10 protein-coding genes are annotated in these 13407 nt (G+C 58.0%); 9 read left to right on the forward strand and 1 reads right to left on the reverse strand.

Features of this window, described 5'->3' with window-relative positions:
• The first annotated feature begins 67 nt into the window (after positions 1-67).
• Positions 68-706: a magnetosome magnetite crystal formation protein family gene (locus tag ACR0R4_RS02645; protein WP_433645788.1), complete on the forward strand. Its 639-nt coding sequence runs from the start codon at positions 68-70 to the stop codon at positions 704-706.
• Positions 707-753: 47 nt separating this feature from the next.
• Here ACR0R4_RS02645 and ACR0R4_RS02650 read toward each other — a convergent pair whose 3' ends face one another.
• Positions 754-1107 carry a TIGR02611 family protein gene (locus tag ACR0R4_RS02650; protein ID WP_433645789.1) on the reverse strand — a complete coding sequence of 118 codons (354 nt, stop codon included), beginning with the start codon at positions 1105-1107 and terminating at the stop codon, positions 754-756.
• Positions 1108-1505: 398 nt separating this feature from the next.
• Between ACR0R4_RS02650 and ACR0R4_RS02655 the strand changes: the two genes are divergently transcribed.
• From ACR0R4_RS02655 to ACR0R4_RS02690, 8 genes are all read left to right on the forward strand, one after another.
• Positions 1506-2033 carry a flavin reductase family protein gene (locus ACR0R4_RS02655; RefSeq protein WP_433645790.1) on the forward strand — a complete coding sequence of 176 codons (528 nt, stop codon included), beginning with the start codon at positions 1506-1508 and terminating at the stop codon, positions 2031-2033.
• Positions 2034-2103: 70 nt separating this feature from the next.
• Positions 2104-3387, forward strand: coding sequence for an NtaA/DmoA family FMN-dependent monooxygenase (locus tag ACR0R4_RS02660; RefSeq protein ID WP_433645841.1), 1284 nt, complete (start codon positions 2104-2106; stop codon positions 3385-3387).
• Positions 3388-4126: 739 nt separating this feature from the next.
• On the forward strand, positions 4127-4975 hold the full coding sequence (locus tag ACR0R4_RS02665) for an alpha/beta fold hydrolase (RefSeq protein WP_433645791.1): 849 nt from the start codon (positions 4127-4129) through the stop codon (positions 4973-4975).
• A gap of 50 nt (positions 4976-5025) precedes the next feature.
• Positions 5026-6543 (forward strand): flavin-containing monooxygenase, encoded by a 1518-nt coding sequence (locus tag ACR0R4_RS02670; RefSeq protein ID WP_433645792.1) that lies wholly within the window; start codon positions 5026-5028, stop codon positions 6541-6543.
• 221 nt (positions 6544-6764) lie between these two features.
• A complete protein-coding gene (locus tag ACR0R4_RS02675; protein WP_433645793.1) occupies positions 6765-8390 on the forward strand; it encodes a flavin-containing monooxygenase in 1626 nt (541 codons plus the stop codon).
• A gap of 188 nt (positions 8391-8578) precedes the next feature.
• A complete protein-coding gene (locus ACR0R4_RS02680; RefSeq protein ID WP_433645794.1) occupies positions 8579-9601 on the forward strand; it encodes an ABC transporter permease in 1023 nt (340 codons plus the stop codon).
• Between the two features lie 69 nt (positions 9602-9670).
• Positions 9671-10765 carry a substrate-binding domain-containing protein gene (locus tag ACR0R4_RS02685; RefSeq protein ID WP_433645795.1) on the forward strand — a complete coding sequence of 365 codons (1095 nt, stop codon included), beginning with the start codon at positions 9671-9673 and terminating at the stop codon, positions 10763-10765.
• Between the two features lie 73 nt (positions 10766-10838).
• The gene (locus ACR0R4_RS02690) at positions 10839-13355 is read left to right on the forward strand and encodes an ATP-binding cassette domain-containing protein (RefSeq protein ID WP_433645796.1); all 2517 of its coding nucleotides are present in this window, start codon (positions 10839-10841) and stop codon (positions 13353-13355) included.
• Positions 13356-13407: the final 52 nt, after the last annotated feature.

Consider the following 13407-nt stretch of genomic DNA (forward strand, 5'->3'; position numbering starts at 1 on the left):
TCTACCGCGGCGCGCGGTTCTTGCGGTAGCTTGTGTACTACGTACATGTCACATTGAGGAGACTTCAATGACTACGCTGCCCCCCGAAGAAAACAACGGCCAGGCCGCCGACCAGCACGCCGCCGGCGAAGCTGCCGCGCAGCCCACTCCCGCTCAGCCCGAGGCTGCCGCACCTGAGCAGCCCGCGGCGCCGGTGCCGCCGCCAGCCGCCCCGCAGTACCAGGCGCCTCCGGCTGGCGCCTACCAGCAGCCGCAGCAGCCCCAGCAGGGCTACCAGCAGCCGCAGCAGCCGCAGCAGCCCCAGCAGGGCTACCAGCAGCCGCAGCAGCCTCAGCAGGGCTACCAGCAGCCGCAGGCGACAGCGACTGACCCCGCCAACACCATCACGCTGAACTACTGGCTGTCGGTGTTTTTCACCTGGCTCCCCGCGCTCATCTTCTGGATGATTGAGAAAGACAAGGGCAACCAGCGCGCGAATGAGTTCCACGTCGCAAACTTTAACTTTTCGCTGATTCGCACCGGCGTGGTGGTCGTTGGCTGGATTATCGGCATGATCCCTTACATCGGATGGATCCTGGGCCTGCTCATTTGGATCGCTTCGGTCGTGCTCTTTGTCTTCCACATCATGGCGGCCGCGAAGGCACCCGATGCGTACCGCAAGGGCGGTCACCCCGAGTTCGTGTTTAACTTCCCGATTATTAAGTAATCAGTGGATCAAGAAGTCCCGGTTGGCGTTGGCCAACCGGGACTTCTTCATTTGCCGAGGTCTTCACCCGAAGCATCGCGGCGAGCACGACGCGCCTTCCACCATGCCCAAAACTTGGCGAGCTGCATGCGCAGCCAGCTGGTGAAGCGCCTCGCCCAGTGAAACTCTGAACCCAGGATCGTGAGCCCCACAAACACGATTAGCCACCCGGGGCCGGGCAGCGGCACCAGAATGAGCCCGATGATGATTACAGCGGCCCCGATGAGCGTGATGAGCACGCGATAGACGACGTTGAGCCAGGGGTTCTCGCGGATCCGCCCTCGCCACTTTGCCATGAAGCGGCCGATGGGTCGACCGATGCGGTTCGCCCGCTCGTAGTCATCCGCAGTCGGGTCGCTCATGATTCGATGCTACGGGCTCTCGCTGAAGACTCGCAGCATGTCAGCCCCGAGTGGAAACGTGGCTTCAAGACGCGGTTAAGTCTTGAGGAGAGCCCAGAAGGCTAGGCATGCCGGAACTATCGGAGGACCCCGAAGCCGACAGCGCCTACGGCCACCCGAGAACTCCGAAACACAGGACCGTGAACCATTCACATTCCCAGCTACCTGCACACGCCAGGGGAACGGAATCTTCAATTGCCCGATTCGGAATGCAGCCAAGGTCAACTGTGCTGCCCGGTCGGCACATCGGTGCGCAGTAACAGCCTAAAGAATGATGAGGTACCAGCGTCAGACCTGCATGCCGCCCTGAGCTGGCAAGTGAAGGCACACGTTACCAAATTCGACGAGGAGTTTCGATCATGCCCACTGCATATCTCTCGCCCCCAGCACCTGCCGTCGCCGTTGATCTGACGGATGTCATCAAGCAAGTGCACCGCAACTACCCGACCGGGGTAACCGTGGTCACGGTCGCGCGACCTGACGGATCGCCTACCGGGCTCGCCGTGAACGCGTTCTCGAGCGTTTCACTCGATCCGCCGCACGTACTCGTTGCGGTGAACCGTGGATCCGCAACGTACGAATGGTTGGCGGCAGCCGAGAGCTGCGCCATCAACATCCTTGCTTCGACGCAGTTGCGTATCGTTAAACAGTTTGCACGTTCGGGCGGAGACAAGTTCGCCGGAATCGAGTGGAGCCCCGGACAGACCGGCAGCCCGCTCATTCACGGCGCGAGCGGTACGTTCGAGTTGCTCATCCGTCAACGACATGATGTCGGAACTCATACTGTTTTTATCGGCGAAGTCGTCGCGGCACAGGCAGCGGAGGATCCGGCGATGATCTACCGTGACGGGGTCTTTTACTCGGGCAGCGGCCTGATCGTGGCCTGACACCCCATCGTTTCCTTTCCTTACCTCGCACACACTCTCGCTAGCAAAGGCTGTTTCAATGTCACGAAAGATGCATCTCATTGGCTGGTTCGCGGCCGGCCCCATCGCGTATCACCAGGGCGGGTGGCGTCACCCCGATTCTGAGCTTGGGTTCTTCAATGCCGCGCAGCTTGCCAAATGGGCGAAGGTGCTCGAAGATGCGAAGTTCGACGCGGTGTTCTTCGCCGACGGTGCCGAGTTCGATTCGGACTACGCGAAGCGCGGGCACTTTCACCTGCTCGATCTCGTACCGGTGGCCTCGATCATTGCGCACGAGACGAGCAACCTCGGTATTGGCATCACGCAGAACTCGTCGGTGAACGACGCGTTTAATATCGCACGCCAGGTGGGCACTCTCGATTCGATCAGTCAGGGCCGCATAGCTTGGAACGTAGTAACTGGGCAGTCGCCGCGCGAAGCGCAGAAGTATGGTCGCGAATTGCCGAGTCGTGAGGATCGATACGCCCGCGCGACCGAGATGCTTGAGGCGTGCTCCCGGCTCTGGGGCAGCACCCCGGAAAGTGCGGTGCTGCTCGAGAAGGAGACCGGTAGGTTCGTTGACACCGATGCACTGGACAAGTTCGAGTACGCCGGCGCGCATGTGCAGGTCGTCGGTCCGCTGCCGGTCGCACAGAGCCCACAGGGACGGCCGGTGATTCTCCAGGCCGGCGCCTCCCCCGCCGGCCGCAAGCTAGCAGCCCGGTTCGCCGATGTCGTGTTTATCATGTCACGCACAGCCGAACAGCTTAAGGCCAGCGCCCAGACCATCCGGGCCGATGCGGCCGCGGCGGAACGCGGCGGCAAGGTGCTCGTTGTGCCCGCCGTGACGGTCATAGTGGCAGAGTCCACCGAGCAGGCACGCGCAGATTGGAAGGCCGTCAATGACCTGGTGGATCTCGACCAAGCGATCGACTCCGCATCCTCGCTCACCGGCATCAATCTGCGCGACTACCCACTCAATCTGCCGGTCGCAGATCTGCCGGTTCCCGAACAGGGCTCCATCGGCCTAATCCAGCTACTTAAGGAGTCGGCAGCCGAGACAGGTTCGACGCTCGCCGATGCAGCGCGCTCGATGACCAATTCGGGCGTACCGCTCGCACTCGGCAATCCGGTAGAGGTAGCCGACCAACTCGAGGCGCTCTTCGCCGAGAGCACGGCCGACGGGTTCATGGTGCACTGCCCAATCATGCCTGCCGGGTTCGAACGCTTCGCGGAAACCTGTTCGGCGCTGAGCACGAGTTCGCCGTGCCGCCGACCCAAATCACGGGGTCCGCCTCGGCGGCTGCCAACGCCGAGGCCGCCGCCGTGCGCTTGACGGGTATTCGCTGCGATGCTCACGCACGAGCCTGACTGCGCGCTCGCGGAGCGCGGGATCGATTTTCTTTGGCATGATGCCATCCTTTCAACTCGAAAAGATGCGGCACCAAACCTGCGGCGATTCATCTTGGGCGTCCAGAGCTTCGCAGAATACACACCGTTCTTTGAAGATTGTTGTCACCATGTTGTCACCGAACCCAAGCCGAGGTGGGCAAATCATGGTGAAACGTAGACCGCCTGGCGGGACGGAAGCCCAGGCCCACTAAGGCCTCAACAGATCGGGTCTCAGTATCAGAATCCCAGGTGAATCTTCACGGCAAAATACCGGAGACTTCCACCCGACACCGGGATGGCTATTGAAACCACCCGAGCTCTCCAACGCGCAATGGCGACGTGCTTTCCGGCGTAGCAACCGAATTCAGGCCCCCCACAGGCTAAGTCCACCACGGCAAGTGCGCATCTTTCCGACAAGGCTCCGGGTGTATTGCCTTGCCTGAAGTAACCCACCGCGGTTCATGTGAGAGATGTTCACTTGCGAAAGGAAGATCTTGTGACTACATTATGAATGTGCGCTATCGTTATTTTTGAATCGGAGTTCGCCAGAGAGTCCAATATGCATATGAGATTGATGATCCATTGGAATATCTTCTCGATCGAATTTGACTGGATTTGATAGTTGACTATTGCAAAATAACGACGATGCGTCACCGAGCGGACGCGAATTCAAGGGAGTACGAATGAAGCTCTATCCGAACCTCATTGAACGTGAGATTGACATCAACGGATCTTCAGTGAAGTTTCTAGACAGCATCAGCGGTGCCGAAAAGGCAACAATAGTGCTGGTTCATGGAACTGGATCAACTATCGAAAAGAACTTCTGGGCACTGTTCCCCATGCTCGCATTCCAGTACCGTGTCGTGGGCATCAACCTCAGTCAACCTGCAAGCGACGCTTCACTCTCCGTAGATGACTACGTCGAGCAGGTGCATTCTGTGATCGAGGAGACCTCCCCGGGGCAGAAGGTCGTACTTGTTGGGTACTCACTCGGCGCGGTCATCGCGATCGCAGCGGCGGCACGCTACCCGCGCCTGGTAGATCAGCTGGTCTCGATAGCTGGTTGGATGAAGACGGATCGCCATCAGGCGCAGCGTCTCGACCTATACGATCGCCTTGTCGAATCGGCCCCCGACCTGGTTCCGAGTTTCACCCAGTTCGCGAGCTACTCATCGAGCTACATCAGCGGGCGCACCCAGAATGAATATGAGGAGCTTCTTGAACGCAGCGGCTCGGTTAACCCGTACCCTCAGCCACTCATTCAGCTATTGCGGAGCATCGACATTGAACAAGAGGCTTGCGTAGTTGACGTTCCAACACTCGTGATCGGGTGCTCGCATGACCAGATGGTGCAAGTGGGGCGTTCACGCGAGATATTCGGCGCCATTAAGAACTCTCGATACGCCGAGGTTCCAGCGGGTCATGCAGTCGTGCATGAGCGACCGGCCGAGCTCTTCGCGCTGATCGACCAATTCATCGAGCGTCCCGACGAGTACGCGCCAGGGAGCGTGTATTCACGAACGATCGCCTGAGTGCGACGGACACCTGACACTACCCCTGTATGAAAGATGGAGCGAGAGACGTGAACGGGACTAACCAAGCTGAACGGGTTCGAGTGCTGATCGTGGGCAGCGGATTTTCCGGCCTCGGAATGGCAATCAAGCTGAAGCAGGAAGGTGAATCTTCCTTTGTGCTGATTGAACGGGAAAGTTCATTTGGGGGAAGCTGGAGAGATAACACGTACCCCGGAGCGGCGTGCGACATACAGTCGCACCTGTACTCATACTCATTCATGCCGAATCCGAACTGGAGTCGGGTGTACGCGCCACAACCAGAAATTCTTGGCTACATGGCGGATTGTGTTGAGCGCGGCGGAATCACGAATCATCTTCGCTTCAACACCGCGCTTGAGCGGGCTACCTGGAATGAGGAGGAGAAGCTGTGGGTGGTACAGACATCGCAGGGCGACTATCTCGCTGAGATTTTGATCGCGGCGTCGGGACACCTCTCCGATCCCAAGTTCCCGAACATTCCGGGCATTCACGACTTCACCGGAACCACCTTTCACTCTGCTCGCTGGAACCACGATGTGGATCTAGAGGGTAAGCGAGTTGGGGTGCTCGGCACGGGCGCGTCAGCCATCCAGATCGTCCCGGAGGTTGCCAAGATCTCGGGCAACCTCACCGTCTTCCAGCGATCCGCACCATACGTGGTTCCGCGGATGGATCGAGAGTACTCCGCGGCCGAACAGCGAATGTTTGAGCGGATGCCCGAGCTGATGCAGGAAGTGCGGCAGGAGCTCTTTTGGGCGAATGAAGCCCGTTTCCCCCAGCGAAAAGGCATCGAGACGTTCATCAATCGAGTTCGCAACCTCGCGCTCGATCATTTGTCTGCGCAAGTGGAAAATCGAGAGCTCCGAGAGAAGCTCACTCCCGACTATGAATTAGGCTGCAAACGTTTGCTGATCTCTAACGTGTATTACCCGACCTTTCTTCGAGAAAACGTTGCTCTCGAGACAACGGGTATTGATCGAATTGAAGGCAGTGATGTGGTGCTCGTCGACGGTACGCGGACGGAATTGGACGTGCTCATCGTCAGTACCGGTTTTGAAGCAAGTGATCTCCCAATCTCGCACCTGTTGTATGGCGTTGACGGCGAGTTGCTTGCAGATCGCTGGGCGAGTGGGGGTCAAGCGTATGCGTGCAGTACCGTCAACGGATTCCCCAACTTGTTCATCATGAATGGACCAAATTCTGGCCTCGGCGCGGGGTCGATCATTTTCGTCATCGAGTGCCAGATCGAGTACATTCTTGGTGCACTTCGCGAGCTCACCGAGCGCGGTGCTTCGCGAATCGAAGTGAGTCGTGAGGCCGAGGAGGAGTTCGTCGCAATGGTCGAGGCCAAAGCGTCAGACACGGTGTGGACGCAAGGAGGGTGCAAGAGTTGGTACGTCGATCCGAGAAACGGGAGACTCACTACCATTTGGCCCGACTTCATGACGCATTTTCGCCGGCTCAACGGAGCCTTCGATCCAACGCCGTACTCGTATGAAAAGCGTGTGCAACCTCAAGTACTGGAAAGTGCACTCAGCGCGAATTAAATAATATAAGCGCACTTATGGATAGTCATGCGAACCACGATGGCACGGGCCAAATTGTTGCGGCATCATGTGGTCAGGTTTGGCATGTATGCATGTCACATCGTGACAAATTTTTTGGAAATTGACACTAGACAGGCGTCAAAAAGGCGATAGTATACATTCATAATTTCTTTCCTCGGGCGCAAGACTGCGAACGAAGAGACACACAAAGGAGTGAGAAATTGACAAGTTCTCGGAGCACTGACGTACTCATTGTCGGGGCAGGTCTGGGAGGCATTCTGAGCCTGCGGAAAATGACTGCAGAGCTCGGTTTCGAAGCCATCGTGATCGACAAGGCGCCAGGCGTTGGTGGTACCTGGTACTGGAATCGTTACCCCGGTGCAATGTCCGATACCCAGGCGCACGTGTATCAGCTGCCCTTCGAAAATGATCTCTACCAAATTAATGATTTCGAATCGCGCTACGTGCAGGCCCCTCAAATTCGTGAGTATCTCGAAAAGGCCGTCGACTTCTGGAATCTGCGAGACCGCATCGCACTGAGCACCGAACTCATGAGCTCAACGTTTGACGAGGAGAACGAGGAGTGGGTTTCAGAAACTTCGCGCGGCACCATTCGCTCGCGTTTCCTCATCACCGCGCTGGGGCTGCTGTCGCAGAAGAACGTGCCTGACATCCCCGGTATTGAGAAGTTCGCTGGGCAGATTGTCCACACTGCTGACTGGCCTGCTGACCTTGAGCTGGCGGGCAAGAAGGTAGGAGTAATTGGCAACGGGTCCACTGGCGTGCAGCTGATGACGCAGCTCGCCAAGTCGGTCGGTCACCTCACGTCCTTCCAGCGCACTCCTCAGTACAGTGTTCCGGCCGGGAACCGCCAGTACACCACCGAGGAACTGCACGCTTTTAAAGCGAACCCCCAGGCGCTGTGGGATCGGATGGAACAGAGCGCAATTGGCTTTGATGTGGACGAGGTGACACGCAAGTACGCCGATTTCTCACCAGAAGAAGCCGACGCCATTTTTGAAGCAGCGTGGAGGAAGGGCGGAAACTTTACCTTCACACATGAAACCTTCGCAGACGTACTCGGCGATCCCGAGGCGAATGATGCGGCGGCCCGGTTCATCAAGCGGAAGATTGAAGAGATCGTCGTAGATCCGGAGACTGCGCGGAAGCTTCTCCCGACCGAGATCTTTGCTCGCCGACCGATCTGTGACTCGGGATACTTCGAGATCTTCAATCAGCCGAATGTCACGCTTGTGCGAACCAGTGAGAACCCCATCCGCGAGTTCACCCCAGACGGGGTGATCACGGAAGACGGGGCCCTTCACGATCTCGACGTGCTCGTGCTCGCTACCGGATTTGACGCGATCGAGGGAAGCTACCGGTCGCTAGACATTCGAGGTCGAAATGGGGTTGCTCTCAACGAACACTGGGCAGACGGCGCGGCAGCGCAGTTTGGAGTTTCTGTTTCGGGATTCCCGAACATGTTCATGGTCCTTGGGCCGCTCGGCCCCTTTGTGAACCTCCCGATGGCAATCGGCCTGCAGGTGCGCTTCATTACCCGTGCACTCCAGAACCTGACGGAGCACGGAGGTTCGTCGATCGAACTCACCGCCGAGGCGGAAGAGGAGTGGCTGCAGCGTTGCTTGGACCTGCTCGAAGGGTCTCTCTTCCTTGAAACCTCTTCGTGGATCTTCGGGGCAAATATCCCGGGGAAGAAGAAGTCACGAACGGCGAGCTACTTCACAGGCGCCCTTCGCGAATACATTGCGCTGATGAATGAGGAGACAGCGTCGGGATTCTCGTCCTATCGAATCGCGGTGCCGTCGGTGGCGTTACGACACAGCTAATCCACGCGCTCACAGGTTGAGCGACTCGTATTCAGAAATGGCCGGGCGCTACGTCGAGCCAGCCTTCAGCGCGCCGCGCGCACATGAGGGCTCTCAGCTGAGTTCGCAGATTGAAATAACTCGCCGACGGTCGGGAGTTACACCCGCGGCGCTCTCACCAGTCCGAAATGATTTTGAGGAACTACATCATGAATGTTGAGTTGAGTTCGTCGTTGCCAGTTGGATCTCGCGCAGCGAATCGCAGAGGGTTCTATACGACTCTCGGCGCAATAGCCCTGCTCTTGCTTGCCAGCCTTATCTGGGCACCATCGAGTTTGTCGTCGGGTGCGGTTGCAGGAATGTTGCCGTTCGCGGCAGTGCTGGCAGTCGTTGGGTTGGGACAGATGCTGGTTGTTCAGCAAGCCGGATTTGATTTGTCAGCTCCCGGCTCCATTTCCTTGTCCGTTGTGCTCATTGCCTACATTTCATATGGCGACGACAGCAAGATTCCACTCGCAATCGGAGTCGCGTTCTTATGTGCCATTGGGGCGGGGCTGCTCAACGCTCTGCTCATTGGGTGGCTGAACCTCAGCGCGATCATTGCGACACTGGGTACAAATGCACTGCTAATGGGAATCATTTTGGGAGTCTCTGGCGGGGTGCCTCGGAGCTCAAGCGGTAGCATTTCTGCGTTCACCAACAGTTCGGTACTCGGTATCCCCAACTCGGCAATTGTTGCGATTCTCGTGGTTGCGCTGGTCGGGCTTGTGCTCAAGAAGACTGCTGCGGGTCGGCGGTTCGAGGCCGTCGGTGCAAGCAGCAGCGTGATGAAGGCTGCTGGGGTGCAAACGCGAGTCTACAAGGGGGCTGCGTACGTTGGCGCGCAATTGCTCTATGCAGTCGCAGGCACGCTTCTCGTAGGGATTGTGGCGCAGCCGACGGCGTACCTCGGAAACAGCTATCTCTTACCCTCAGTCGCGGTGGTGGTGCTCGCCGGTACGGCATTGAGCGGCGGTAAGGGATTCCCTGTCGCGACCTCACTTGCAGCGCTCTTCCTCACTCAGCTCAACCAGTTCACCCTGGCGCTGGGCGTGACCTCCGCGGCACAGACACTTGTGCAGGCTTTTGCATTCGGTGTCGGTGTGGCGATCTACTCCGTCGATTGGAAGCGATTGATCGAGAAACTACCGGGCGTTGCGCGTGAGAATCGCGCGGTGCCCGCACCCGTGTAGGACATTGAAGAATTCACGTCGAAACACTTTCAACGTGACGGTATAAAACAAGCGAGAAGGATGGCAATGATGACATTCAAGAAGAAGACCCTCGGACTTTCGGCGTTCGTGGCGAGTGCACTTATTCTCACTGGATGTGCGAGTTCAAGTGAGCCCGCGTCGGAAGCAGGCGCTGTCGCCCAAGGCGATATTCCGGAGTGGTGCGGCACTGACAAGGAGATCAGTCTTGCGATGCTCGACGGCTTCGGCGGCAACCCGTGGCGTCAGATCGCTGTCGCTTCGGCCGAGGAAGAGGTCGCAAAGTGCCCGAGTGTCACATCATTTGAATACGCAGATGCTCAGGGTGATACACAGAAGGCCATCTCGGACATCAACGCGATGACCGCTACCGGTGTGAACGCGATGGTCGTCTTTGCAGACATGGGTGAGCCCGTGCTGCCAGCAATCCGCAGCGCCTACGAGGCCGGCGTGGTAATGGTGCCATATCGTTCAGATGTTGGCGGAGAGGCTGGCGAGGACTACGACCTGTTCGTTCCATCTGCTCCGTTCGATTCGGGTGTGCTCTGGGGTAACTGGATCAAGGAAACCTATCCTGATGGGGCGACCCTGATCTTCGCCGGTGGTCCGGCGGGTGGGTACCAGTCGACAGAGGAGCGTCGAGGTGTGGACTCGGTACTCACCGATGCGAAGTATCAGTGGGTTGGGGAACAGCCGTTCGAAGTGACTGACTGGGATCCGGCGAAGACTCAGCAAGTCTTGACTGCGGCGGCAGCGAAGTACCCTGACATTGATGTGATCGTTGGTTCTTATGGCTCATCATTTATTGGTGGACTTCAGGCCTTCGAGAGTGCGGGGCTTCCGATGCCCTCGATCGCTGCGGAGGACGGTCACGCGCTCGGCTGCTTCTGGACAGAAAATCACGAGGCGAACCCTGGCTTCAATGTCTTCACAGTGACGACCGGCATTGATCACGTGCGACTTGCAATTCAGCATGCGGTTGCGATCGCAACGGGGGGTGTCGAACCAAGTGAGCAGTTCAGCGTTGAAACATTTGAAGATTCGACCTCTGAGGAGTACCCAGTGCAGTGTGACCCTACGCTCCCGCTTGACGTTCACCTGTCAGGTGAACTCCCCGCTGAAGAGCTGGTGAAGCTGTTCGGATAGCTCACCTGCGGGGGCGTCACGTGCACATGATTGACGCCCCCGCACCGGCCACGGAATTTGGAAGGACGTTCACGTGAACACGACGGATACCGGCAGGGTCATGGACACCCAAGCCAAGGGACTCACAACGGCAGCGCTGATCCTTGAAGGAATCAGCAAGAGCTTCGGCGGAACTCTGGCGCTTCAGGATGTGTCTCTCACTGCGTACTCGGGTGAGGTGCACGCGCTGCTCGGCGAGAATGGTGCGGGCAAGTCGACTCTGATGAACATCGCAACAGGGATGTTTGGCCCAGACAATGGATCGATTGTGGTCGGCGGGGAGGAGCACACCTCGCTCACACCGACGACAGCCCGAGACGCCGGTATCGCGATCGTGCACCAGCATCCGGCGGTCGTGCCCGATCTGACGGTGTACGAGAATCTCTTGATCTCACTCCCCGCACGGGCCCTTCCCAAATCAGATCGAAGGTCACACGCGCAGGCTTTGATTGATCGCGTGGCGCTCAAAGCGCATCTCGATGAACGTGTTGAACGTTTGAGTGTGGCGGAACGCCACTTGTTAGAGATCGCGAAGGCGCTTGCCAGCAGCCCGAAGGTGCTGGTGCTCGATGAGCCCACCGCCCCACTCGGAAGCGATTCAGTAGAGCTTCTGTACGGCATTGTCCGGCAAGTGGTCGAGTCGGGAACCGCTGTTATCTACATAACTCATCGCATGGCAGAGGTGCGTGATCTGGCAAATCGGGTGACTGTCTTGCGAGACGGAAAGCTTGCAAAGGCCGACATCGGCATCGACGAGGTCTCCGACGAAGAGCTGTTGTCGCTCGTGGTTGGCAGGCGCCTCGCTTCGGCGTTTCCAGCGAAAGCCACATTCACAAATGAGAGCCCGAACCTCATTGTGGAAGGACTGACCGGGGGGGCATTCGCCGACATCTCGTTCAGCGCCCGGCCCGGGGAGATTGTCGGCATTGCCGGGGTCGTTGGCAACGGCCAGACTGAGCTGGTGCGAGCACTGGTCGGCCTCGACCATTTCGATGGGCACGTGAGCATAGATGGTCGATCTTTGTCTTCTCGCGAATTGCGGAATAAGACCGGCTACATGCCGGCCGATCGACATAACGAAGGCCTTATCCTAGATTTCTCAGTTCGAGAGAACACCGCGTTTTCCTCGCTCAAGAAGTTCGTCGCGGGCCCCTTGATGAGCCGCAACCGTGAGGTGGCCGCCGTCTCCAACTCACTCCAGTCGCTCCGCGTCAAAGCGCCTTCGCTAGAGGCGCCAACCTCTGCACTTTCCGGCGGTAACCAGCAGAAAATTGTCATGGCTCGGACCGTGCTCGGTGACCCCATCATGGTGGTGGCAGACGAGCCCACTCAGGGCGTCGACGTTGGCGCGCGTGCGGAAATCTACGAAATTCTGCGCAAGATTTCGTTGGATGGTACTCCGGTAATTGTCGTGTCATCTGACGCAAAAGAACTCGAAGGACTGTGTGACAAGGTTCTCGTGATGTCGCGTGGTCGAGCGATCCTCGAGCTTCAGGGCGATGAGGTCGATGAAGAGAAGATGGTGCACACTGCAGTGTCGACCCGTACGGCCTCAATTGCCGCGGTTGGCGACAGTCGGCCAGCGCGAAAGTTCGACCGTCTCCTGAACGGTGAGTTGCCTCCGATCGTCCTGATCACTCTTGTCATTCTCGGGCTTGGCGCTCTCGTGCTGGCACAGAATGGCAATTACCTGAATTCTTTTAACCTCAAGACGATGATGCTGTCGGTGTCTGCCCTCGGATTCATTGCGCTCGGACAAACGATTGTCATGATGCTGGGAGGGATCGACCTATCCGTGGGCCCACTAGCCGGTTTGCTCGTGGTTGTCGGAACGTTCTTCTTCAGCGATGGATCTGCGCTGGGGTCCATACTGCTGGGTTTCTCGGTGATGCTGCTGGTTTCCGTGGCTGTCGGACTCATCAACGGCTCGCTTATTCGGTACGTGCATTTCACCTCAATTGCTGCGACTCTGGCTCTGTACATTGGGTTGCAGGGTGTGAGCTTCGTGCTTCGCCCACGCCCGGGCGGCACGGTCGATCGAGAGGTTATCGATTTCCTCGGGGCCACCCTTGGTGCTGTGCCAGTCGTCTTTATCGTGCTCGTCGTTGTGACCATTGGGCTGGAGATCTCGCTGCGAAAGACCCGTTGGGGAATGGTGCTTCGCGCTGTCGGATCGAGTGAGTCGAATGCCAGACAAATCGGTATCGGGGTGAACTGGACTGTGATCGGCGGATTCGTCGCCGGGTCAGTGTTGACCTTCATGGGGGCAATCGTGCTGGCGCAGCAACTTGGCGTTGGTGATGCCGCACAGGGCATCGGCTACACCTTGACCAGCATTACTGCCGTAGTTCTCGGGGGCACCAGCATTTTTGGTGGAAGGGGAACCTTCATCGGAACGCTACTCGGTTCAATACTGCTCGTTCAGGTACTGAACGCGACCGTCTTCTTCCGTATGGATCAGCTTTGGCAGTACCTGCTGCAGGGCATCCTGATTCTTGTCGCAATGCTCGCATACTCCTTTATTCGGCCGAAGCGGCGAATCGGAACATGAGCCAGACACGCACCAGTCGCTGACCGGTGTGCAGAAGTCACCCACCTAAGTA

The sequence above is a fragment of the Leucobacter fengyongliangi genome (assembly GCF_050971685.1).
Lineage (GTDB): Bacteria > Actinomycetota > Actinomycetes > Actinomycetales > Microbacteriaceae > Leucobacter.